The organism is Streptomyces sp. DSM 40868, from assembly GCF_011820545.1.
GTDB lineage: Bacteria > Actinomycetota > Actinomycetes > Streptomycetales > Streptomycetaceae > Streptomyces > Streptomyces eurythermus.
This window is the reverse complement of record NZ_CP050504.1, coordinates 9,129,934-9,154,034: the sequence shown is the minus strand read 5'-3', so window position 1 is coordinate 9,154,034 and position 24,101 is coordinate 9,129,934. Positions and strand designations below refer to the sequence as shown.

Below are 24,101 nucleotides of genomic sequence, written 5' to 3'. Positions count from 1 at the left end.
TCCGGCGCGGCAGGCGGGCGGGGAGCGGTCCAGTACAGTCAAAAGCGCCCGCAGCCAGTTCCGTTGGCTGCGGGCGCCCTTGTTGTCCTGCCCTCCCGCCCAGGTGAGGCACGGGATCACGTCACCAACGCCATGGTCGTCGCCCTGCAACCAGCCGGCATCCCCGCCTTATGCGCTCACGGCTGTGGCGCGTGTCGTCAGGACAGTTCTCAGTCGCTGATGTAGTTCAGCTGCACGCACCCGTTACCTCCGTCTTGGCCAGGGCGTCCCTTCTGTAGTGAGCTGGGACCGCCGTCGCCGCCGTCGCCGCCGTCGCCGGACTCCTGGCGGCACGGCTGGGGAACGAGGGTTTCACCGCCGAGGCCGCCCTTGCCGCCTTCCTCCCCTGACTTGCCGCTGAGGCCGGCGTCGCCTGCTTCGGTTTCACTGTCGTCGCTGATGCACCACGTGGCCGGAGCGCCCGGGGCGGCCAGTCCTCCGACACCGCCGCCGCCGTGCCAGATGAACCCGTTGCCCCAGCCGCCGGCGCCGGGCAGGCCGGGTGCAGCAAACGCCGCACCGTTGCCGCCGACGACGACGGCCGAGCCGCCTCCCTCTCTACCGCCGGAACCGTTGTCTCCGGGCTGCTGGCCGGGGGTGCCTCCATCGCCGCCTGTACCGACGATGACGCGGATCTCCGCTCCGCCCTCGGTAGGGACGGTGCACTCCACCCGGGCACCGCTTCCGCCACCGCCACCGCCACCGCCGGGGCCGGCCGCCTCGTTACTGTTGCCTTTGTTGCCACCGGCACCACCTCCTCCGCCGGCGCCCACAACCACGATGCGGACCTGGCTGACGCCGTCCGGCACGGTGACGGTGTAATCGCCCGGCCAGTCGAACGTGTCCGCGTCGGGAGCGGCCTGCGCACTTGCGATGTCGCTCGGCAGCAGCGCCGCGGCCGCCATCACCGACATCACGACCGCGCGCCGCGGACCGGACAGACGTCGTTTGTTGCGTGTCATTGATGCTCCAAGTGCCGCGAGAGAAGCTAGGCTTCTCTTCTTGTGCTGTCTCTCGCTGGTGTCCCCGGCGCACAACAGCGCTAATGGCGTCATCAGCGGCGTTCACTCGAACCATCGAGCGCACTCTCGAGATGGCTTCACCCAATAACGCGTGTGTGCCCCGGCGCACAACCTGTCGCATAGGGCGCCCCGGCGGACAAGGCGCGGCGCAAGGCCCGCCGCGAGTACGCGAAGCACGTCAGCACACTCGCGCCGGCCAGAAGGTGATTGCGGTCCGGCGCCCTGCGCAGCCCAGGTTGTCGGGCAGGCGTGGAGGCAGCCCAGGAGTCGCCGCTGTTCGCCTTTCTGACCCCTTCGGCCTCGGTGGGCGTCGCACATGGCCGCGCTGGACACGCAGGCCGCGACGCTGGTGGCGGACTGGCTGGAGACTACGGCGTCGGCGGCCCGCTTCGCCCGCGCCTACCTGCGCGCGACCACCGCCAATTGATATCCGTGGCCAGGCCGGGGTCGTCCGTCCACGTGAGCACGGTCCTGGCCAGGCAGCGGCAAGTTCAGCTGGCGCATGATCGACGCCAAGCAGAACAGCCAGGGCGGCAACGCCCTGAACAACTTCTACACCTACAACCGGATCATCGAGAAGGACCGGTTCCTGGTCTGGATCAAGTAACCGCCCACCGGCAGGGGCAACCGCAGTGACCGATCCCATCATCTCCGGGCACGGCCCGGTCGGCGTCAACTACCACCAGTTCCTCGTCACCGACCCCGGTGGGCCCGTCGCCGGCGAGGAGACGGACGCCTCTCAGACCGGGCTCGTCGGCATCACCGCAGGCGACGCCACCATGCCTCGCGGCGACCGGCCCCGGTACCTACCGGCTCCGCGTCCATGCCCGCGGCCGCGACCGAGCCGTCGACCTCGCCCCCGACACCATCACCGAGCATTACCTCCTCCAGTGCTGGCCCGCCCCGCCCACACCGGCCCAACTTCTGCGCGCCACGGACGACTACGGCAGCCAGCTACGCGCCGAACAGCCCACCCCGACCCGCGTCACCACCCACACCCCGCGCGGGCAGCACCGCCAGGAGCACGACGTCCTCCGCCGCTCCCTGGGCGGGTAGGCACCCGGCACGGTGGACGGCAGGCGGGGCTGGTCGCTCTGGTGGGCGGAGAACTGCCCGGCGTCCCGGCCAGTGGCCGGCGGTGGCCGGGCTGTCGAGGTTGCGGACGAGGCCGAGCGCCGCGGTGACGGCGCGGGCGAGTGCCCCACCGGGGAAGGCGCCGGGGCGGTCGGCGTGGCCGGCGGCCGCGGCGAGCTCCGGCACCTTGAGGGCGTTCAGGGCTGAGGGCACGTCGCTCGTCCAGGCGGCCGAGTCGGCGGCGACGAGGTGGTGCAGGACCATCGCGTAGCCGCCGTCGCCTGCGTCCTCGGCTGTCGACCACCGTCGCCATGCGCCTGGAGTCGATGATGATGCAGGGCTTGATGGTCCGGTGAGTCAGGCTTGCGTCGTGCGCGGCGTCCAGGACGTCGGTGTTGCAGGCCGCCCGCCCCGACCCGCGCGCTACGGGCCGATGTGGATGTGGGCGGCCCACAGGCCCGGCATGCTTGGGTAGGCGTTCCGCAGTTCGCGCACGGTGTGGTGCAGGGCCAGCGCTGGGTCGGTGGTCGTCGCGGTCAGGCGGCCGTAGAAGCGGCGGGCTGCCTCGACGGCGACGCCGTCGTCGACTCGCCACAGCGTGCCGACGACGTGGCGGTAACCGGCCACCGACAGGGCCGCGCCGAAGTGCGTCGCCTCGTCGGGCAGGAGCAACGAGGTCTGGGCTGCCTCGCAGGCCGACAGGTAAGCGAGTTCGCCGCCCGGCACGTCCTCGTGCAGGACGTCCTGGGCGAGCAGCGGGTTTGCCTCGTGGTCGTGCAGGACGAGCACGGTGCCATCGGGCGTGTTCCTGCCGTGCCCCGCGAAGTGCAGGCAGGGGTGCCGGCCCAGTGCACCCAGTACCGCCGACCGCGTTGCTTCCCGGCCCGCAAGTACCCGTGTTCCGGGCAGCAGGTCCGTGAGCAGGCGGGCCTCCGCGGCCGCACCCGGCACCGAGGCCGCACGGGGCGCGTGCGGGACGCTGACCACCAGCGGATCACGTACCCGGCCGGGAGGCCGCTGCCGGCCTGCTCGCAGCATCCGTACGGTGGGGGCGTACGAGGACACCGCCAGGTCGGTCAGCGACGGCCCGCCGGGAGCCCCCGCAGCGTGCAGCGGCAGGAACCACAGCGACCCGGACGGCACCCACCAGAGCCGTCCGGGTGCCGCGCCGCGCCCCTCCCGTGGCTGTCCGTGGGCCGGCGCCGACTGGTCGGCCATGGCCCGGTCCCACACCGGCGCGGCCACCCAGTCCCAGAGCTGCTCCAGTACGGCGGCGACGGCGCGCTGCCCCCGCACGTACGCCCCGTGGTCGCCTTCCACGCGGGCCCCGTCGGCGGCGTCCAGCGCCCGGTGCAGGTCTGCGGCGGCCGAGTCCAGCCGGTCCGCGCGGGCCTCGGGCAGCGGAACGACCGTCACTTCCCCGTCCCGCAGGACCAGGGCGTCCCCGCGCAGTGAACCGGTGTTCAGCAGGACCACCGGGCCCTCGCCCGCGCCCACCGCCAGCTCGGCGAAGTGGGGCGGCAGCCCGAACCGCTCGAAACCCGGCACCTTCCGGATGCGCCGGGCGACGCGTTCGCGGTCGTCGAGCAGCCCTCGCCGCGCACTGCGGTGGTCGCCGCGGCGGGCCTCCGCGCTCCCGTCGAACCGGTGCAGTTCCCGGGAGGCCGTGCGATAGTCGCGGGCGAGCGCCGGGGCGACCTGCTCCAGCCCGATGATGTCCGCCCGGTCGCCGAGCACCTCCGACAGCAGTACCGCCCGGTGTTCCTCGAAGGCGACCGTGGCCTCCTCCGCCCGGTCCAGGGCGACCAGGCAGGTCACCAGGTCCCCGAGGAGACCCCGGCCCTGCTGGAGCCAGGCGCGCCGGGTGGCCTCGGGGATGCCGTGCGCGCGCAGGGCGTGGATCTGCCGCAGCGCCTCCCCCAGCGCTTGCTCCGCCGCTGCCCACTGTCGCTCCCCCATGGCCAGGGTGGCGGCAAGACGCGCCGTGCGCAGCGTGTGCTGCGGACCCTCGGAGCCGGTACCGCCCCGGGTCGCCTCCTCCAGCGCCTCGATCCCGGCATATACGGTGGCGTCCTTCCCGGTTGTTCTCCCGGCCAGGGCATAGGCGCCGCCCAGCACCGCCTGCCACTGGGCACGCGTCTGCGGGTCCTTCCCGGCCGCGATGCGCTCCCGTACGACGGCGATCAGCTCCCGTGCCGCGGCAACGTCGGACTCGACCAGGGCGCGCAGCAGCCGGGCCTGCACCCGGTACACGCGCAGGATCGTGACGACCTGCGCGCGCGTGGGCTGGTCCCGGCCTCCGCGCAGCGGGACATCCGGTGCGCCGCCCCCGTCGCCGCAGTCACCGAGCAGGGCGGCGGCTCGGTCGAGCGCCTCCTCCGCCTCGGCGAGCTCGGAGCCGGCCGTGCCGGAGTCGGCCTCGGTGGCGAACCGGACCAGGCACCGCATCAGCAGGCAGTGGCCGAGGACCGTCAGGAGCGTGCCGGGCAGGTCCTCGTCGTCGGGTGGAGCCACTCCGGCCTCCACGCCGAGCAGCGCCAGCCGCAGGTCGGCGATGGCCGCGTCGACCTGTTCCGTGCCGCACCGCGGACCGAACTTGTCGATCAGGTACTGCTGGCCTCCCTCCAGGGTCACGGCCAGTTGCAGGAGGTTGCCGAACACCGCAGGGTGGTCGGGCAGCAGGGCGTCGACGACCCGGCGCATGCGTGCGACTGCTTGTTCGTAATCGCTCCAGATGCCGAGGAGCGCGAACCGGGTGGAGTACAGCCGCCCGACGTCCATCTGGTCCCGCAGGGCGAACTCGTACTCCCCGGCCGCCTCCCAGCACCACGCCGCCTGGGCCGTGGCCTTGAGCGCCTCGTCGAGCGCGTCGGGATCCTTAGTGCGGTGAAAGACCCCCTCGTGCCGGGCAGCGTCCCGCAGGGCACGCTCCGCCCGGCGGCGCAGCTCGCGGGCCCCGGCCGATCCCGGCGGTTGGGCGAACGCGGTCGGCGGAGGGACCATCGGCAGGGTCTCCTCGCGCGGCTGCGGGCCGGGGGGCGGTTTCTCGCCCAGCGACCGCAGGAAGTCGTCGATGTCGGCCTTCAGGTACGGGTCGCGCAAGCCGGCGGCGAGCGAGCGCGCATCCTGCAGCACGTCCTCGCCCACCTCACCACCCCGCAGCCGGATCAGGTCACGCTTGGCGAACAGGTACTGGGTGAACGGCCGCCGGTCGAAGGGTCGTCGGCGCGCCGACGGGCGATGGCGCCCGCCGAGCAGGACGTCCGCCTCGGCCACCAGGCCCAGCGGATCAGGCGCGTACCGGGTGTGCGAGAACAGCAGGGCGACGTCGTGGAGGGCGTCCGCCGGGGGGCCGGCGCTCTCTTGGGCGCGTTCACGGTCCAGCACCGCCATCGACTCGAACGTCATGGCACACAGCGAACGACTGCGCCGTGCCCGGCGCAGCGCTCTGAGGAACGCCTTGTCGAGCTTGCGGTCAAACAGGTCGTCAGGGTTCCCGCTCGACAGAGCCGCCCTCACCCGTTCGACGAATTCCGCCACCATCTCGTGTTCGGTCCGTCGCACCAGCCGCCCCCGGACATCCGCATCGTTATCTGGCTAACCTGTCGACCGTCGAAGTCGTTCCCCTCGGACAAGGTGACGATGCCCTGTGCAACCGCCCGCCACGGTAACCCAGTTGATCCTGCTGGCGGTGGCGCTGCTGCCGGGCGTCGTCTACCAGTTCGTCCGGGAGAGCCGGCGCGGCCAGGTCCCGGGGGAGAGGGACCTGGGGCACCGGCTGCTGCGCGCGCTGACCGTGTCGATCGTGCTCGACAGTGTGTACGTCGCGGTGCTGGGCGGCCGGCCGGTGGAACTGGCCCAGCCCGGGCGGTTCCCCGGCCACGCCCGCGAAGCCGCCCTCTACGCGTTGACCCTGCTGTTCGTGCTGCCCGCGCTGGCCGCCTTCACGGTGTCGCGGCTTGAAGAGCGACGCCTTCGGGCGCGGTACCGGGGGACGCCGACCGCGTGGGATCACATGTTCCGTGACCGGGGCGGCTGTTACCTCAGGGCGCGTCTGAAGGACGGGACCTGGGTGGGCGGTTGGTACGGGAACAACTCGTACGCCAGCTCCTTCCCGCAGGCGCCCGAGCTGTATCTGGAGCGGTCGCACCGGATGGCGGTCGACGGTACTTTCGGCGACAAGGTGCAGAACACACGCGGACTGTACGTACGCGGCGAAGACATCGACATACTGGAACTCGTCGACCAGTGGACGCCCCCGACGGGCCCCCGCAGGCCCGGTGATGACGCGAGGAGCAGTGCGGCATGAGCGAGCAGAACACCGCCACCGACGACGACCTCACGCCCGAGGAGCAGGCCTTCCTCGCCGTCCCGGGCGGACCTCGCGGATATGCGCCCGTCAACGCCGCCTCCGAGCCCGGGCCACCGCCCCCAGGGCCCGCCGGCGCCTCCGGCCCCTCGCCCACAGCCGGATCCGAGGAGGAGGACGGCGAGTCCGGCAGCTGACGCGTCCCGACAAGGCCGCCTTCTCCTCCCCGCGCCCACAGCCGACCGCGGGTTGCTCCACCAGGACACCGCGCGATGCCCTGCACGACCGCCGGGTCGTCTTCCCCTGTGTCATCAAGCCGGCCGCCGGCGCGGGCTCTGCCGGGGTCACCATGGACACCGGCCTGGCTGAAGCCGCTCCAGCGGCCGTCGCCGCCTGCTCGAATGTGGCCTCCGCCTGAGTGATGAGCACCTCAGTGGCGACGTCCTTGTCGCAGCCTGGCGGCGGCGCTGTGCCCGGGCCGCCTCGATCGAGGCCGGCGCATCGTGCGGGACGACGTCCAGCTAGAGGACGCGCGGCGGCTCAGCTCCCGCATCGCCGCCGTTTGCCGCCCCACCGCTTCCGCGATGGCCGGGCCCACCCTCGACGGCCGGACGGCCTGGCGGTGCACGCCGATGGCAAGGCGGTAACCGTCCTGCGGGATCCGTCGCTGCACCGGCGCGGCGGGCACGGTCGGCGGAGTCGGGTCGGCGGCCGCCGTGTCGGGGCAGGTCTTCACGGGAACGGGCGCCAAGACGTGCAGACTACGGACGTTCGCGCCGCGCACCTTCTCGTTGGCGGCCGCGACCAGCTTCGGCTTCGGTTCAGCGGGGTCATGCTGGTGCCCGCGTACTAGCCGGGTTCCAGTGACAGGACGGTCAGTGGCTCGCCGGCCTTTAGCACCTGCCAGGCGATTGCCGCAGCGTGGGCCACCGGCCAGTTGACGCGCGCCGGCAGGAGGAGTTCGGGTCGGTCTGCGCTGTGGTGTGCGCGGCCAGATGGTGCTGGTGGCGGTTCAGCGGGCGAGCACGACGGTGATCTCCGGGCCGTTACACCGTGCGGTGGTCTTCTGGACGGCGGCGTGTTCGGCGGGGTCGGCGGTAAGGCCCCACCGGGTCTTCACGGTGACCCAGTCCGCGATGTACCGGCAGGTCGCCGACGCCGCCGGCGGCATCCACTCGGCCGGGTCCTGGTCGGCTTTGGCCTGGTTGACTCTGTCGGTGACCGCGAGCAGGGACCGGTCGTCGCCGAGGTCGTTGGCGTAGTCCTGCCGCTCGCGGGCGCTCCAGGCGGAGGCACCGGAGTCCCATGCCTCGGCCAGCGGCACCATGTGGTCGATGTCGACGTCGTCCTTGCTCGTCAGCGTCCGCTCGTCGTACCAGGACCACCACTGGCCGGTGCCGGCGGTGATGGTGCAGCGGCCGGTCACCTCCGGCGCCACGGTCGCTTCCGCCAGCAGGACCTCGTTGCGCGTGTTGCACCCGTCCCGGTCGGCGTCGACCCAGTGCCGGAACTGCTCGCGGGAGTAGCCGTCGCGGCCCGGCGGGCGTTCGCCTCCCCCGGCCGTCCGGCGGTCGGCGCCGGGCGCCCGGCCCCCGGGGAGTACCGCCGGGCCGGCGGGCGCCTGGCCGTCGCCGCCCGGCCCTTGCGGCTGCGGGGACTCACCGGCTGGCCTGCGTAACGCCGCTCGCCGGCTCCTCGAGGACTTCAGGGTCCCCTGGCCCGCGGGAGTCGGGGCGATCAGGACGCCCAGCGCCAGGACGATGACGACGGTCATCTTCTCGTCGTTGTGCTGGTCACGCCCGACCGTCCACCGCAACAAGATCGTGTTACGAGCCTAAGTTTATTAGTCTGCGCGGATGATCTTAAGGGTCGGAGGCAACGACTCTGTTCCAACGACTTCCGCTGTTGTGGGAAGTCGAAGGGTGCGGAGCGAAGGTACATGTCCTAGTGAACTCAGGTCGACACCTTGACGGGGAGTTTCCAATGTCAGATCAGCGAGGAGGGGAAACTGGCCAAGCCATCCCCAAGGAGAATGCAAATCTGCCGCCACGCACAGGCCAGTGAGGCGGCTACTTACGCAGAAGCGTTCGATCTCCTCACGGCTGATAGGAGATGTGATTTTCAGGAGAGGTCTTCCACCGAGTTGGTGCAGCGCCCGAAGTTCCCGGGCACTTGAAACTACGAAATAGAGGTCTTGTTCATATAGGTGAGCGATGATCTCTTCAGCATACTGGTCGGTGTCGAACCGGCTCCAGGCAAGGGCCAATTCTGCACGCACCCGTAGATCATGCACGCTTCGAAAACGAGCCAACACTGGAATTGCGGCATCAGTTCCAATGCGTGCTGCAGTGAGGATAGTGAAGTAGGTCTCATCGGAGGTAAGGCCCTCCGGGCCCCTCAGCAGTTCCAGCACAACGGGGCCAACATCTGCAAGCGCGCGGGCCTGGTCGAGCGAGCGGGGCGGGATAAGCTTTTCAGCGCGACGCTGGACCTCAGTTCGCACGACGGGATCGAGTTCGGTAGCGTCTTCCAAGCAGGCCGCAGCAAGCAGATGAAGGCGGTGGCGACTTTCCTTTGAAGCATCGCCACGCTCAACCAGTTTGTTGAGCAGTCGGGTGCGCTCCGCCGGACGGGCATGCGCCACGGCCATGCGGATGACATCTTCCCACTGATCAAGATGTGCGTTGCCGCTAAGAAAGTCGAAATCCAGGCTCTCTACGGCAGCCCTGGCGCCTAGGTAGTCTTGAAATGTCCTGTGAATGAACTGCATTGTGCCCTCAATGGGCTCAATGAGCAACCCGCTTCGAATAAGCAAGTAACGGTAGATCTGTCGCACTGTTCCCTGCTCGGCGATGCGAGGCATCGCCACCAGCGCTTGAGAAAGCAGGCTTTGAACATCCTCTGCATCTATCTCCGAGCGGCCGTTGCGAATTAGCCAGTATGCCAGCCTCTGAATTAACTGCACCTGGTGGGTTTCACCAATGCGCATGTCGCCCATTTTATAGATGCCGCGTTCGCGGTCCCGTCGAGAAAGCAGCATCGACAGTGCCGCATCGTAAAGCTCTTTCCGTCCGTCAGGAAGGTAGCCCCGCCGGTCACGGTGCAGTGCGCAAATCAACGCACACATGAGTGGATTGGTTGCAAGTCGGGCAAGTTCTTGTTTAGCCCATACGGCATAGAGTAGTTCTTTGCCGTACGCGTCTGCACTGCCGGCCGCTTTATGCCAACGTTTGATGAATGCGGCGACATCATCGCGACTCATTGGAGCTAGGTCTAGTTCTGTAAAATCTTCATCTGCCAGCCAATGCTCTCGCACGGCCGATGGTCGTGAGGTGACGAGCCAATGGTTATTCGGATACGAACCAATCAAGTCCCGCAGCCAATTGCGGGCTTCTTCACGCTCCCCTTCGGGTATCTCATCGATCCCGTCGATCAGCATCAACCCACGCCCTGCGGTTAGTACTCGGTCATACCATCCCGTCGGCTGAGCATGAGCGATTGGGCACCCTACTGCTGAGAGAAACTCATCCGGACTGGGTAGCCTTGCCCCAGCACGTGCCAGGGACCGCATAGGCAATACAAACGGCACAAGGCCATGGAGGTAAAGAAGTCGTTCATCGAGATGGCTACGGGTAGTACCCACAGCCAGCCACTGCACAAGTGTGGTTTTCCCCGAACCTGCTACTCCTCGCAATAGTACTCGGTCACGTCCGGCCAAAACCTGTTCAGCAGGCAGTACTAGGGGAATGTCACTGACTGCGGCCCCTGTGGCTTCCAGGCTCAGGTAGGCCGCATCTAGAGGCCATGACCCCGATGCCTCAGGTAAATCAAGACCAAAGATGGTCAATTTTCCATACTTGCTCACAATGTAGCGTGCATAGCGTTCCTCAAAGCCCCCATCTGCCGGGGAGGGGGTTTTCCGGATCATTATGTCGATCTTGGACGTCAGTTCTTCAATCCGGCGACTCTGCTCGACAAGCGTACGAGGTACGAAGGTGGACCTCGTAGTGAAAAAATGCAGGATGTGCAGGCACGCTGTATCCAGCACGTTTGCATGTAGCAGCACCGCATCGCTGGAAAGTCCAAGTGTGGCTGTCTGATTTCCCGAACGGAGACGTCGAGAAAGCTCGCGATAGCCAAGTTGGACGGCTTGGACGTCGTCCATTTCTAGGTGGCCCAGGGAACTCAATGAGTGTGCGACCGCGTTCACCACGGCACGCTGCTCGAAGTTCGGAAGGCGCTCTGACGTGCCCGTCGACTGAACCGCACGTCCCACTAACTCTTCTGCGATTTTACGGAGCTCGGCATCCGAGAGAGTCCGCTTCTCGCCCCGGAAGGACACTAGGTTGGTTACCCGCACAGGTCGGTCCACTAGGCCTGCGCCCGGCCCGTCCGTCACGAACAGTTTCTTCACCAACGGGGCAACGATGCTCGATGCGAGCCGGGCTCCGATGCTTACAGGTTCCATAAATCTTCAGCATAGAGCTCCAGGACTGCCCGGGACGGTTGAACCGGATTAAATTTCACATTTCCAGTGAGCACGTGCCCCGGTAGAGGTGGAACGCCGCCTGAAGCGGTTGAGATGGACGTCTTCCTTCTTGGCCTTGTCAGCCGGCGGCCCGCAGCCGTTCGAGGAGTTCGTCGACGCCCCCAGCGTGCGCGTGGGGGGCCAGCGCTGGCTCCAGGCTGCGGACCATCGTCACGCACCGGGGCGCGTTGATCCGGTTGGCCAGGTCCAGGGAACGGGTGGCGGTCTCGGCGGCGATCTCGACTTCGCCGTCGCGGAGGTAGGCCTCGGCCTGGTAGGTGAGGAACACCGCGCGCGTTTTGGAGCGGGTGGCCGGGAGCAGGGCGATGCCCTCGTCCATGAGCTGGTGAGCATGCCGTCGCTGGCCGAGATCGGCGAGGCACCTGCCGCTGTCCGCAGCGAGATCCGCCGTCCCCATCCAGGAGCACCAGGCGGGTGCCGGGTCGCAGAAGGGGGTCTGCAGCGCCTTCTCCGCGGCGGTCAGGGCCCGGCGGCACGGACCGTCTTCACCGAGTGCGGCGAGGGCGCGGGCCTGTCGGAGGTGCAGGAGGGCGCGGGCGGTGGGGTGTTGGGTGCGTGGGATGGCGTGGCCGAGGATGGCCACCGCACCGCGGGCGTCTGTGAGCCACAGCAGTTGGTAGGCGAGGTCGGAGAGGATGCCCGCGCCGAGGTCGCGCTGGCCTGCAGTGTGGGCGTTGTGGAGGGCGGCGTGCCAGAAGCGGCCGGCGGCGGCGTGGCGGCGTTCGTCGAAGTGCTGCCAGGCGATGGCCTGGGAGAGGGAGGCTGCCAGCGTGTGCAGTCGTTGTTCGAGGGGGCGTGTGTAGCGGCCTTCGCTGATGACGGCCGTCACCGTGGTCAAGTGCTCGCTCAGTAGCCGGTGGGTGTGCTGGCGGCGTTCGGTCGCGAGGCGGACCAGCTCGGTGCCGGCGGTCTCCAACCAGAGGACCAGTTCGGTGTCGACATGGCCGCGCACCGCCAACCGCAGGAGGTGTCCCGGCTCGGTGACGGCCCACTGGTGGGCGAGCGTGGTCAGCGCACCGCTGGTGTAGGCGAGGAACGACCGGCGGTCCAGGGAGGTCATCAGGGCCTCTCGCAGTGAGGGGGCGGCGTTGTGCGGTCCGAGCGGCAGCGGCTTGTCCTGGCCGGGAAGCCAGTGGGGCCAGCCGAGATGGGTGACGGCCGCGTAGTCGATGCCGAAGACCTCGGCGATGAGCGGCTGGGATTCTTCTTCGTCGGGGGTGGCCCGGCCGGTCTCCCATTTGGAGATCCGTGATCCCCGGGTTCCTGAGCGCAGTCCGCGGCGCGCGGCGGCCTGCCGGATACGGCGGCCCAGTTCCTCCTGCGACCAGCCGCGCTCGGTCCGGGCGTAGGCGAGGGGGTGGCGGATCTCGTCGTCCACCCCCTCATTGCACCACCCTGGCCGGTGCCTGGGGAGCGGTTCGCAAGGCGGGGACAGGGCGGGGATAGTGCTTGGTTCTAGGCACGGTGCCCGGCGGGCGCTGTACTCGTCATGGTCTCGCCCACCGCCCGTGCGACCGGCTCGGGACCCGGTGGACGACCACCGCCTTGGCCCGTCCCGCCGGCCTGCAAGCCCGCCTGCCAGACGAGGCTGAGCAGGCTTTTGGTCCTCCTGCGGGACGCCACCGCCGTCGGCGCGCAGAAAGGGGGCTGCCATGTCGTACGACCACTGAGCCCTTGAGTTCCCCGGGCAGGCCCGCCGCGTGAGGCGGGCCTGCCCCGCTCCGAAAAGGATGTGCGATGCCATCTGTAACCGACCGCTACGACCCGCTGGACGCCCAGATCCTGCGCGATCCGTACCCGGTGCTGGCCGGGCTGCGGGCGAGCGAGCCGGTGTTCTGGCACCAGGGCATGCAGTCGTGGGCGCTGACCCGGTACGCCGACTGCGTACGGGTGCTGCGCGGCCACGACACCTTTGCCCGCGACCCGCGCCGCACCGGGAGCACGGTGCCCGAGCCGTCCTTGAGCGTGCAGACGCTCGACCCGCCGCAGCAGAGCCGCATCCGCTCGCTGTTCATGACGGCGCTGCGGGCCCAGGACCTGAGTGCGCTCGAGGCCCGTGCCCGCCGCCTGGTGCTCGGCCGGCTCGATGCCTGGGCCGGAGCCGGGCCGTTCGATGTGATGGCCGAGGTAGCGGTGCCATTGTCCGTGGCGGTCGTGGCGGACCTCCTCGGGGTCGAGCCCCCGCCGTACGCCGAGTTCGCCGAGGTCTCGGACGCCATCATGCGCAGCATGGACGGCGGACTGGACCCGTCGCTCGTGGAGCCAGGGCGGATCGCTCGTCAGCGGCTGAGCGAGCTGGTCGACGGCTGGTTCACCGCCTCGTACCGGCCCGGCCTGCTGGAGCGCGCCCGGCAGGCCGGGCCCGGCGCTGATCCGATGGTCCGGCTGTATGTGAAGAACACGGCGCGGGTGATGTTCCAGGGCGGCTACAGCACGATGGCGGCCGCCGTCGGCAACGCGGTGGCTGTCCTGCTCGCCCGTCCCGATGTGCTGGAGCGGATGCGTGATGCGGCGTTGCTGGCCACCGGCGTGGACGAGCTGGTTCGCTTCGACGGGCCGGTGCAGGGCACCACCCGCGTGGCGGTGCGAGCGTGCCGGATCGGCGGGGTCGAGGTTGCTGCGGGGCAGAAGGTGGTGCCGCTGTTCGCCGCCGCCAACCGCGACCCGGACGCCTTCTGCGGTGCGGACCGGCTGGTGCTGGAGCGCACGCCGAACCGGCACCTCGGCTACGGGTGGGGTCCGCATGCCTGCATCGGGACGACCGTCGCCCAGGCGGGCCTGCGCGCCCTGATCACAGCCCTGAACGAGCACCCGGCCCGGCTGGTCGCCGCCGGCGACGGCGTACGGCGCCGCACCGCGACCATGCGGGTGTATCAGACGCTGCCCGCGCTCCTTCGCCTCTGACCCGTCCCTCCCCGCGAGGGCGCCGCTCCGCTGCCGAGCGGGGCCCTCCCACCTGCGTCAGGAGATCCGTCGTGCGCATCCTCGTCGGCAACCACATCGATCCGTCGATCCGTGAACGCGGCGACATGCGGGCCTGGACACAGCGCCTGCTGTGGTTTGCCCGCCCCGGTGACCTGCTCGTCCTGTGCTGCGAGCCGGACGGTGCGTTTCTCGACTACGTGCTGGCCCACACCGGCGTGAAGCACAACGACCTGACCATCGTGGTCGCGCCGACCGGGGCGTGGGACGACAAGCTGCTCGATCCCGCCTCGCTCACCGACCCTGCCTTCGTCCGGGCGGTGCGGGCCGCGCTCGACCGCGCGGGCGGTGCGGCCGGGGTGACGGAGGTGTTCGCGCTGTGGCCTTCCGCCTCCGTCGCCCGCTTCGCCGCCGCCCTGGGCATTACGGACCGGTTCCCGGGGGCGGCGTTCTTCTCCCAGGGCGGCGGGGAGATCGGCAACAACAAGGCGAACTTCCGGGCCCTGGCGGCGGCCGTCGAAGTACCGATCCTGCCCGGCCGGGTGTGCCGCAGCCGCGCGGAGGCGATCGAGGCGACCGGGCAGCTGCTGGAGTCGTCCGGCAGCGGGGCGGTCGTGGTCAAGCAGGCCCACAACGGTGCCGGGGTCGGCAACCAGTTGCTCGTACGTGATCCGCAGCTGGCGGTGGACCATGTCGGGGCCCGCCACCTGCACCACCTGGCGCCCGGCGAGACCGGTATCGCGGCGTACTGGGAGCAGCGCTGGACGTGGGCGAGCGGGGACGGTCGGTGGCCGGTCGTCATCGAGGCCTTCGCGCCCGGCGCGGACGCGGTGTACTCCGAGCACTACGCCGCCGACAGCGGCACGTGGCCGACCGAGATGGGCCGCCTGTTCTACGTCGGCCGGCGCCTGAGCCACCAAGTCGTCCCCCTGGACGGCGTGAGCGACACGGTGAGGAAGGCGCTACTGGACGGTGGCACCCGGCTGGCCGAGACGTACCGGGCTTTCGGCTACCGCGGGCACCTGAGCGCGGACGCTCTGGTCCTTCCCGACCAGAGCGTGGTGTTTACCGAGGTCAACGCGCAGGTCTCCGGGTCGCTGCACATCTATCAGCAGGTCGCCCGCCGCGTGGTCGACGTCGCCGCCGCCCCGCGCCGAAAGGTGGTCGAGTACCACGTTCCACCCACCTGGATGGTGCCCGGCTTCGCCGCGTTCCTGGCCGTACTGGACGAGACGGGCCTGGCCTACGATCCGCACACGCGGACGGGGGTGATCGTGTCGATGCCCGCCATCCCCCTCGCCCCCCAGGCGCCGGCGCAGTTCGTGTTCTGCATCGCCTACGACCCCGCCACCGGCTACGACGACGCGTTCACCCGGCTCGGCGAGCGCTCCCAGATCCTGCCCGCCACGGCCGTCGACGCCAGCGAGCACGTCGGCCACGCGGCCGTGTCCTTCTCCTCGTGACCGGGAGCCCCACCATGACCACCAGCACGACGGCGGCCGCCGAGGCGGCCCGGCTCACCCCCGCCTTCGACCTCGACGCGGGCTGGCTCGCCGACGAACTCGCAGCCGTCACCTCCTACACCTGGAACGTGCAGCGCACCCACACTTACGGCGGGCAGGCCGGCCAGGAAGCCCCGATCGACTGGCGCGTCCTGCCGCTGCGCAGTCTCGGCGGTGACGCGGACCGCACCGACCCGGGCGGCCCCGGCCCCCAGCCGTTCGCGCCGACCCGCTGGCTCGACAAGCTGCCCTGCCTCGCCCGCCTCCTGCAGCAGATCCCGGCCCCGCTGAACGCGGTCAGGCTGATGGCGCTCGGGCCCGGCGCCGTCTCAGAAGCGCACTGCGATCCCAAGTACCGGCTCGACCGCGGCCTGACGCGCCTGCACATCCCCGTCGTCACCACGCGGGAGGCGGTGCTCGTCCTGGACGGCGTCGAACACTGCTGGCAGCCGGGCACCCTGTGGTACGGCGACTTCTCCCGCGAGCACCTGGTCCGCAACACCAGCCACACGGTGACCCGCATCCACGTCGTCATCGACACCCTCCTCACCGCCGACCTCGCGAGCTGGTTCCCCGACTCCTGGGGGGAGCTGTTCGCCCGCGGGGAGGTCCTGCTCAACCGGCCCGCCCCGGCATCCCCGCCCGCATGGCCCACGGCACTGCCGTACGACACCCTTCTGCCGAGCGGGTTCGCCGACTTCGACGCCCCCGCTCCGCTGGACGGTCCTCTCCTGCCCGCCCGCCTCGACCGGGCCGCCGGCGACCTCCTCACCCTGACTGTCGCCGGGCGCTCCTTCGCGCTCGTCCCGGCCGGCGACGTCGGCGAATGGCGGTTCTCCGGCTGGAGCGAGCAGCGCACCCTCCAGCCCAAGGGCGACGGCGGCCTGCTGCTGCGGGTCCGCCGCGGCCGCGCGCTCGCCGACCGGCACGTTCCCGCCGCACCCCGCACCCTCTGCCCCTCGACCGCTCCACCTGGAAGGAACCGCGTTCGCCATGCGCCTGCACAGCTACGACGACTTCACCCCGCTGAAGGAGATCATCGTTGGGTCCGCGGAGAACTACCTCGGCCACGACCGCGACCTCTCCTTCGAGCTGTTCCACCACGAGAACCTGACCGGCTTCCGCTCGGACTGGGCCTACCCTCGGCTTGCACAGGCCGGCACCGGCACCGGCGGGCAGAACTGGGCCGTCAAGCAGCGGTACGCCGAGGATCTGAACGAGGACGTCGAGAATCTGGCCGCCAGCCTCACCGACCTCGGGGTCACCGTGCACCGGCCGCTCCCGCTGCCGCCCGACGCGGACCGCATCGCGGGCCTGGGCTGGCAGGCCGCCCCCACCCCGGCGCTGAACATCCGCGACAACACCCTGATCGTCGGAGACCAGATCATCGAGACGCCGCCGGCGATCCGCTCGCGGTACCTGGAGACCCAGCTCCTCCACCGTGTCTTCCGCGCCTACCAGGATGCCGGGGCCCGGTGGACGGTGATGCCGCGCCCCACCCTCACCGACCTCTCGTTCGACCTGTCCTACGCCCGCGACACAGCCACCACGCTGGGCGGGCCGACCGAACCGATCGACGATCCGCGGCCCAGCCCGTACGACGTGGGCCTGGAGATGATGCTCGACGGCGCCCAAGTACTGCGGCTCGGCCGGGACCTGATCGTCAACGTCGCCCAGGACAACCACGACCAAGGGCTCCGCTGGCTTCAGCGGCACCTCGGCCACGACTACCGGGTCCACCGGGTGTGGCGGATGGCGGACAACCACATCGACTCCATGGTCCTGGCCCTCAAGCCGGGGGTGTTCCTCGCCCGGCACGACGGCATCCGCGACCTGATGCCCGAACCCTTACGCTCCTGGCGGTACATCGTGCCGCCCGAGCCCGACCCGGGCGCGTTCCCCGTCTATGACGATGACGAGGACCTGGTCCTCACCAGCCCCTACATCGACCTCAACGTCCTGTCCGTCGATGAGCACACCGTGCTGGTCAACCAGGAGTGCACCGGACTGGCCAAGACGCTGGAGACCGCAGGCTTCGACGTGGTGCCCGTCCGCCACCGGCACCGCCGCCTGTTCGGCGGCGGGTTCCACTGCTTCACACTCGATACCCACCGCGACGGCGAGCTGGAGGACTACCTCTCGTGACCGGCCCCGCCGTACTGCTACTGGACGCGGCGGGCCCGGAGTCCGCCGCCCTCGCCCGCGCGGCTGCCGCGCGCGGCCAGCAGGTGCACGCCGCGACCGCCGAAGCCGCCAGGCGCGAGCCGGCGGCGAAGCTCGCCGGGCAAGTCATCACCGACTTCACCCGGCCCGACCGGGCCGTGGAACAGATCGCCGCCTATGCCCGCCGTCATGGTGTCGGTGCCGTCCTCACCGTCAATGAGTACCTCACCGAACTGACCTCGCTGGTCTGCGCCGAGCTCGGTCTGCCCGGAAACGATCCGCACCTTGCCCACGCGGCCCGTGACAAGGCGGCCATGGCCTGTGTGCTGGCCGAGGCCGGGGTACGTATCCCCTACACCCGGCTCGCGCATGACGATGGCGAACTGCACGATGCCCTGCGCGACCGCCGGGTCGGCTTCCCCTGTGTCATCAAGCCGGCCGCCGGCGCGAGCTCCGCCGGGGTCACCGTGGTCACCGTCCTGGATGAGGCCGCGCCAGCGGCCGACGCCGCCCGCTCGATACACGGAACGGAAGGCAGCGAAGGGGGTCCGGGCGTCATCGTCCAGGCGTACGCCGCGGGCACCGAGTACAGCGTCGAGTCCGTCACGCAGGACGGCGCCACCACGCACCTGGCCATCACACGAAAGGCGACGACGAGCGGCCCGTGCCGGGTGGAGACGGGGCACAGCCTCCCCGTCTGCCTGCCCCCGTCGACCGAAGCAGCCGTACACCGGCAGGTGAGCACGGCGATCCGGGCGGTCGGCGTCCGCAACGGCGCTTCGCACACGGAAGTCGTCATCGATCCCGCCGGACGGTGCGCGGTCATCGAGATCGCCGCCCGGCTCGGCGCCGGACACATCGGGACCCTCCTTCAGCACGCCCTGGGCATCGACGTCTTCGCGGCCCTGCTCGACGTCGCCCTCGGCCGCCCGGCCGCGCTCACCCCCACCGCCCGCGGGCACGCCACCGTACGGTTCATCACCAGCCCGCACACCGGACGTCTGACCTCACTCAGCCGACTCCCGGAGCAGGGGCCCGGGGTGCCGTTCGTCCCATGGCGAGCAGCAGTCGGCGACCTGGTGCACGCGGCCACAGCCAACACGGACCGGCTGGGCTGCTTCGTCGTCACCGGCTCTGACGCTGACGAGGTCGAAGAGCGAGTCGACGCGCTCGCGCGGCAGATCCAGATCCAGGTCCAGGTCGAGCCGCTGCCCGCAGCGGGCGGGCCGGGCCGGGTCAGGTCAGGCCGGCGAGTACGGCGGCCATCGCCAGATAGCTCTCGGCGACCGCGTCCGCCTTGCCCAGCCGGTGCCGCTCCAGGCGCAGCGCGCCCAGGTGCCGGGCCTCATAGATCCGCGACCGCCACCGCGCGGCCGGCGAGCAGTCCAGGGTGCCGTAGGACTCCCAGAACGCGGTACGTTCGTCGTTCCTGGCCGTGGCCATCCGGATCGTCCAGTCAGCGTCCGGCGCCCCGAACCACGCGCGGTCGAAGTCCAGCACCCCGGTGATCACCGGCTCGGCGGCCGCCCGGTCCAGCAGGCAGTTCACGGTCCACAGGTCCCCGGTCAGCAGCCTCGGCTCGGTGACCTCATCCAGCACGGCCCGCTCGCGGCCGGCCGCCGCAGCGGCCTGGCGTACGTCGGCGGAGTCCAGACCGGAACCGTCCAGGTCGGCGGCGATCTCCTCCAGCGACGCGAGCACCGCTTCACTCCACGTCATGTAGCCCGGCCCGGCCACCGGCCCGAACCGCGGTCCCCGCACAGCGTGCACGGCCCGGGCGATCTCCCCGAGCTGCCGGAAGAAGCCCGGCCACGTGCTCCGCGGGTACGACCCCAGATGCTCGGGGGCCGGAACACCGTCCAGATGAGTCTGGATCATCCAGTCACGGCCGATCACCTGCCCCGTCCAGTCGGCGGCGATCACCCTCGGCATCAGATGCGCGATCGGGACCAGCCACGGCTGGCAGGCGAACTCATTCCGCATCAGATGCCGCTCACTGCGGAACTGCCGCCGCTCCTCCGGAGCCACCCGCAAGACCACCGGGCGATCCCGCCCCGCCAGCCGCACCCGGTAGACGCTGTTGTACATCCCCGACCCCAACTCCTCGGCGGACACAACCAGGGCATCGGGTCCGAACGCACGACGACAAACTGCCTGAATCCCGTCAGCGGTCACCGACTGCTGAAACGCCTGCTCGCCACGCTCAATCGGCCAGAAATCCATGCGACTCCCTCAACAGGTAGCAGTGAACCGGACACGGCCAGCAAACAGGACTTTTGGGTTGTTCAGACGGGTCAGGTCGGGCGCGGCGATCGCCTGGCAGGCACTGAAGGCCGGCGAGCGGCTGACCGTCCTGTCACTGGAACCCGACCTTTACGCCGGTACCGGCATCACCCCGCTCAAAGCGTTGCCGCCACCCAGCGGGCGATCCAGGGGTAGTGCTGTTCTGCCAGGGCGCGGAGCAACTGACGCTGCCAGACCGGGAGGCTGGCGTAGTCCGGCAGAGGGTCCGGCAGCGGAGTGCGGAACAGTTCGTTGAGGGCGGTGCGTGTGCGGTGGCCGTCGCGGTCGCGTTCGATCCGGGGCAGACAGGCGGCGAGGGCCGCCTGCGGCGCACCTGTGGGGAGGCTGTGCGGGGACCGTTCGATGTGGCCGTGGAAGTCGCCTTCGTTGTAGTCGGTCACGCGGGTGGGCACGGGGCTGTCGGCAACTGTGGTGAGTTCGGCGACGGCGCGGTCGAGCAGTCGCGGTTCGACCGCGTCTTGCTGGTGGTTGGTGAGGCGGACGAGTGCGGTGGCAGCCGCCCACCGCACCAGAGGTTCGTCCGCGGACAGGTACGGGGCGAGGTCGGCGGCCTGCGCCGCGGTGCCGATCAGGCCGGCGGCGACCAGGGCAGTAGCGGCGACAACGGGATCGTCCTCGCGCGCGGTGCGGGCGAGGAACAGCGGGAGCGTGGTGGCGGCCGCCTCGGGGAACCAGGCGAGGAGGTAGGCGATCCGGGTCCGGATGCGTGGATCGGCGTCGTCGAACAGGACCAGCAGCACGGGCAGTTCGGCGAGGACCGCGTCGTAGCCGCGCAGCGCGCTCCACCGGGCGTCCGGGGAGTTGCCGGCCGCCACCCAGTCCCGGCCGGGCGGTGGGCGTTTGCCGGCTGTGCCGCGCGTCAGGCCAGGCTACTGCGGCTGCTTCCCTGTGTGGCTGCGTACCGTGCTTGCTGCTGCCATGCACCGCCAGCCGTTCTCTGTGCTCGGCTTTCCTTTCGGGCAAGCACAGTGTTTGTCGGCCGGGCCTCTTCGGGTCGGTTGGATGGACGGCGCTTGATTTCTCTATAACCCTACTGTCATGAAAATTAACCGCTTGTATTGTGGGGTGAATTTGGCCGGAAGTCGGCTCGCTACTGCAATCGGGGATGTCGACAATGCAGTGGCTGCGTCTTACCGACCCGCAGGAGGAAAAGAATGAGCGAGCGGTCTGCTCTGCCGGTTCAGTCGGGCGGCGACGGTGACGGTCACCCCGGCACGCCGTGGACGCCGCCGGAAGAGCCTCCGAGCCCCGATGGATCCAGCCCGGAAGGGGACGGGAAGCACCGCAAATGACGTCTGCCGCGCTGCGCACCGACCGCCCCGGCCGCAAAGAGCTGAGGCGGATCCTGGCGGAGATCGGTGCACTGTCGCTGGACTGGATGCCTTCCTTCTCGGCCGTCGACCGGGCCGCGTTCCTTCCGGATCTTATGTGGCCTTACGACATGTCGACCCGTTCGAGCGTCTGCGTCGACAGGCGAGCCACCCCGGATACCTGGTATGCGGCGGCCGACAGTAACGTGCCCATCGTCACCCAGTGGGACGACGGCACCCACAGCGGCGGTGATCCGGGAAGGCTGTCCACCAGCTCTTCTTCCATGCCCTCCACCGTTTTCTCACTGCTGCGGGATCTGGACGTGGAAGCGGGCATGCGCGTGCTGGACGTCGGCACAGGGACAGGCGAGACGGCCGCGTTGCTGAGCCACCGGCTCGGCCAGCACAACGTGACGAGCATCGAAGTGGACGCGACGGTGGCCGCGACGGCTCGTGACCGCCTGTTCAAGCTGGGCTTCCGCCCCGAGGTGGTCGTGGGCGACGGGTTCCACGGGTACGCCGCAGCCGCTCCCTTCGACCGGATCCTGGCCACGGTCGGCCTGCGCCAACTGCCCATGGAGTGGGTCGCACAGACCCGGCGTGGTGGCGTGATCCTCGCTCCCTGGGGCACCTCCTACGGCAATGCCGACGCCGTGGTCCGCCTGGTGGTGAACGGCGAGACAGCCGCAGGGCCGTTCACCAGGCTGGTGGAGTTCATGAAGCTCCGCGCGCAACGGGGCCCGGCGATCCGTCCCACCGACTACCTGTCCGCAGGTCCCCTGGAGGGCGCCGACCAGAGCACAGTGGCCCTTGCTGAAGAAGACTTTCTGACGGGCCAGTTCACGGATTTGCCGTTTGTCCTGGGCCTTCGGGTTCCTCACTGCCGCCAGGCAGTGGCGGACAAGCGGGGCGGTGAGCGTCCGGTCTGGTTCTACAGCCTCATCGACGCCTCATGGGCCTGCGTGATGTTCCGTGACGGCCAGGAACACGCCTCGGTATGGCAGTCCGGGTCCAGGCGTCTGTGGGACGAAGTCCGGGACGCCTACGACTGGTGGAAGGAGCGTGGGTCCCCGGAGGTGACGCGGTTCGGACTCACCATCGACGCCTCCGGCCAGAGAGCCTGGCTGGACGATCCGGCGAAGGAGTCCTGGCCCGTTCCGCCGATGCCCGTCTGACGTGGCTGGCGCACTGCGGACTCGTGCCTCGTTCAGGGCCTTCAGGCTCCTTCGGAAAGCGCTGCGGCGGCCTGTCGGACCCGGCGCGCTGGCGGAGGTCTGTAGCGTTCTCGGCCGGTCCCGTGCCCGCTCTCCGGCACGGGGGAGGCATCAGAGAGCGAGCACGGCGGACAGCGCCGGGACGGGGATGGGACCGCAACGTCGGAGAGGCCGAGCGGGGCGCCGACGGCGGCACAGGACCTGGCGTGGCCGCCCGGGGGCCGGGCGGCCACGCCAGGCCGAGCAGCCGCGGGCCGGACGGCACCAGACCGGCGGGCGCACGGGCCCGTGCCATCGAGGACCAGGACAGGCGGTGGCCGGTGGACGTCGGGCGGGCGGCGAGCAGCAGTTTCTTCCCTGGGGTGTCCGGAACGAGCGCCCGACAAGGCACGGTCGGAGACCGGCCGATCGGTCGACGACGCGCCGACCGCGGCCGCCGCGCGGAGCTGGCACGCGCGGGGCGGCGGGGCCCCGGCGGAGGACAAGCTGAACGGGGCGGACGGAACGGCGGCCCCTGGACGACCGGCACCGGCGCGCGGAGCGGGCCCGCCGCGAGCTTCTCCCCCACACGACCGTGTCGTCGTACAAGACTGCGGAGGGTGAGGCCGGGCAGCACGACGGTGTGGGCCAGGACTGGGCGGGGTGCCCGAGCCGGGCGCGGCGGCGGCCGGGCGAACGTGCTTCCCGCCCGGCCGCCACGCGATACAGCAGCCTGTCGATGAGATGGATGTGCCGCTGGCACTCACTCACCTCTTCGGTGGTTTCGGTGGTGCAGGACGCCGCATCTGCGGCAGGGTCGGTGCTGACACTCTGCCCTGGGCGCGCCCGGGCGGGTTCGGCATGGGACGCGGGAGAACTTGATGGGTGTGGGTGAGCGGGAGTCGTGGACGACGGAGGAGTTCGGTGCTTCGCACGAGGGCGCGGTTGGTGTGCTGCTGGCCGACAGCAGCATGCCGGACCCGGTGTTCATCGCGATGACCTCTGCGGGCACCGGGCGGGAGGTGTCGCAGTGGAGCGTCTACGACGGGGGCGACGGTTTCGTGCGGGCACCGCGGGCCGCCGCGCTGCGGGCTGTGTGCTCCTGCGGCTGGACCAGCCCGCACCACCCCTTGCACTGGGAGGAGTTCGGCGGGAAGGGCCTGGCCGAAGCGGCCGGGGATGTGGCGGATGCGTGCGCGCAGGAATGGGACGTGCACACCGTGGAGGTGGAGCGGTCGGCTGTCACCGTGCCGGAACCACTGGCCGGCCTGCTCTTGCGGGTTGAGTCGGAGATCGAGAAGCTGGCGAAGACGACACCGCTCGCGGCCCTGCGGGCCGCGCGCCGGCTGGAGGTGATCGCCGTGCAGACGGCGTACTGGCCGGCCCTGGACGTCATCAACAGCGACGCCACCGGTGAGCAGACGGCCGCGGCCCTGGGACTGAACGAGGACGCCGCGCAGGACCTCCTGGCCCGCTTCGGCCGCCTGAGCCGCTACCACTGACCACCCGAACTCGCCCTGGACGAGCGCCTCGTGCACGCCACCGGTCCGAGTACGACGGTCGTCCCCGAGGCGGGCCGGGCCCCTGCTCCCGGCCGGCACCGCAGGGCCTCGACCGTCGAAAGGCACGGGGGCAGACGCGACGGCGGAAACGGCGACACGGCGTCGGACGGGATAGCACGACGGGAGCACGGGCCTGGCAGCGAGCCGGGCGC

17 protein-coding genes are annotated in these 24,101 nt (G+C 70.2%); 7 read left to right on the top strand and 10 right to left on the bottom strand.

Annotation, left to right across the window (positions count from 1 at the left end):
• Positions 1–209 precede the first annotated feature (209 nt).
• From HB370_RS41070 to HB370_RS41060, 3 genes are all read right to left on the bottom strand, one after another.
• Entirely contained in the window at positions 210–1,001 is a 792-nt protein-coding gene (locus HB370_RS41070) for a hypothetical protein (protein ID WP_167513342.1), read from the bottom strand.
• A gap of 1,014 nt (positions 1,002–2,015) precedes the next feature.
• On the bottom strand, positions 2,016–2,399 hold the full coding sequence (locus tag HB370_RS41065) for a hypothetical protein (RefSeq protein ID WP_167513341.1): 384 nt from the start codon (positions 2,397–2,399) through the stop codon (positions 2,016–2,018).
• A 159-nt stretch (positions 2,400–2,558) separates the two neighbouring features.
• On the bottom strand, positions 2,559–5,699 hold the full coding sequence (locus tag HB370_RS41060; protein WP_167513340.1) for a CHAT domain-containing protein: 3,141 nt from the start codon (positions 5,697–5,699) through the stop codon (positions 2,559–2,561).
• A gap of 85 nt (positions 5,700–5,784) precedes the next feature.
• On the opposite strand from HB370_RS41060, the gene HB370_RS41055 reads away from it, so the two are divergent.
• The gene (locus HB370_RS41055) at positions 5,785–6,444 is read left to right on the top strand and encodes a DUF6338 family protein (RefSeq protein WP_208974492.1); all 660 of its coding nucleotides are present in this window, start codon (positions 5,785–5,787) and stop codon (positions 6,442–6,444) included.
• Positions 6,441–6,641 (top strand): hypothetical protein, encoded by a 201-nt coding sequence (locus HB370_RS41050; protein WP_167513339.1) that lies wholly within the window; start codon positions 6,441–6,443, stop codon positions 6,639–6,641. Before HB370_RS41055 ends, HB370_RS41050 begins: the two co-directional genes overlap by 4 nt.
• 815 nt (positions 6,642–7,456) lie before the next feature.
• Here HB370_RS41050 and HB370_RS41475 read toward each other — a convergent pair.
• The 3 genes from HB370_RS41475 to HB370_RS41035 all read right to left on the bottom strand — a co-directional run bounded on the left by HB370_RS41475 (position 7,457) and on the right by HB370_RS41035 (position 12,371).
• The gene (locus tag HB370_RS41475) at positions 7,457–8,260 is read right to left on the bottom strand and encodes an HNH endonuclease family protein (protein WP_244405974.1); all 804 of its coding nucleotides are present in this window, start codon (positions 8,258–8,260) and stop codon (positions 7,457–7,459) included.
• A gap of 27 nt (positions 8,261–8,287) precedes the next feature.
• On the bottom strand, positions 8,288–10,858 hold the full coding sequence (locus HB370_RS41040) for an NACHT domain-containing protein (protein ID WP_348273531.1): 2,571 nt from the start codon (positions 10,856–10,858) through the stop codon (positions 8,288–8,290).
• A gap of 193 nt (positions 10,859–11,051) precedes the next feature.
• Positions 11,052–12,371, bottom strand: coding sequence for a helix-turn-helix transcriptional regulator (locus HB370_RS41035; protein ID WP_167513337.1), 1,320 nt, complete (start codon positions 12,369–12,371; stop codon positions 11,052–11,054).
• A gap of 359 nt (positions 12,372–12,730) precedes the next feature.
• Here HB370_RS41035 and HB370_RS41030 point away from each other — a divergent pair, with 359 nt between their 5' ends.
• Entirely contained in the window at positions 12,731–13,897 is a 1,167-nt protein-coding gene (locus HB370_RS41030) for a cytochrome P450 (RefSeq protein WP_167513336.1), read from the top strand.
• A gap of 71 nt (positions 13,898–13,968) precedes the next feature.
• Positions 13,969–15,378, top strand: a complete 1,410-nt coding sequence (locus HB370_RS41025) for a peptide ligase PGM1-related protein (RefSeq protein WP_167513335.1) — start codon at positions 13,969–13,971, stop codon at positions 15,376–15,378.
• A 368-nt stretch (positions 15,379–15,746) separates the two neighbouring features.
• Here the strand turns inward: HB370_RS41025 and HB370_RS42410 are convergent, their stop codons facing one another.
• The gene (locus tag HB370_RS42410) at positions 15,747–16,346 is read right to left on the bottom strand and encodes a hypothetical protein (protein WP_244405972.1); all 600 of its coding nucleotides are present in this window, start codon (positions 16,344–16,346) and stop codon (positions 15,747–15,749) included.
• A gap of 64 nt (positions 16,347–16,410) precedes the next feature.
• Here HB370_RS42410 and HB370_RS41015 point away from each other — a divergent pair, with 64 nt between their 5' ends.
• Complete coding sequence (locus HB370_RS41015) at positions 16,411–17,562, top strand: glycine amidinotransferase (protein ID WP_167513334.1); 1,152 nt, start codon at positions 16,411–16,413, stop codon at positions 17,560–17,562.
• Positions 17,563–17,579: 17 nt separating this feature from the next.
• Here the strand turns inward: HB370_RS41015 and HB370_RS42405 are convergent, their stop codons facing one another.
• From HB370_RS42405 to HB370_RS41005, 3 genes are all read right to left on the bottom strand, one after another.
• The gene (locus HB370_RS42405; RefSeq protein ID WP_244405970.1) at positions 17,580–18,542 is read right to left on the bottom strand and encodes a hypothetical protein; all 963 of its coding nucleotides are present in this window, start codon (positions 18,540–18,542) and stop codon (positions 17,580–17,582) included.
• Positions 18,543–18,816: 274 nt separating this feature from the next.
• Entirely contained in the window at positions 18,817–19,803 is a 987-nt protein-coding gene (locus tag HB370_RS42400) for an aminoglycoside phosphotransferase family protein (protein WP_280117788.1), read from the bottom strand.
• A 176-nt stretch (positions 19,804–19,979) separates the two neighbouring features.
• Positions 19,980–20,699, bottom strand: coding sequence for a HEAT repeat domain-containing protein (locus tag HB370_RS41005; RefSeq protein WP_167513332.1), 720 nt, complete (start codon positions 20,697–20,699; stop codon positions 19,980–19,982).
• A 473-nt stretch (positions 20,700–21,172) separates the two neighbouring features.
• Between HB370_RS41005 and HB370_RS41000 the strand changes: the two genes are divergently transcribed.
• Together HB370_RS41000 and HB370_RS40995 are read left to right on the top strand one after the other, a co-directional pair.
• The gene (locus HB370_RS41000; protein WP_167513331.1) at positions 21,173–22,369 is read left to right on the top strand and encodes a methyltransferase domain-containing protein; all 1,197 of its coding nucleotides are present in this window, start codon (positions 21,173–21,175) and stop codon (positions 22,367–22,369) included.
• An 899-nt stretch (positions 22,370–23,268) separates the two neighbouring features.
• Complete coding sequence (locus tag HB370_RS40995) at positions 23,269–23,889, top strand: hypothetical protein (RefSeq protein WP_167513330.1); 621 nt, start codon at positions 23,269–23,271, stop codon at positions 23,887–23,889.
• The last annotated feature ends 212 nt before the right edge of the window (positions 23,890–24,101 follow it).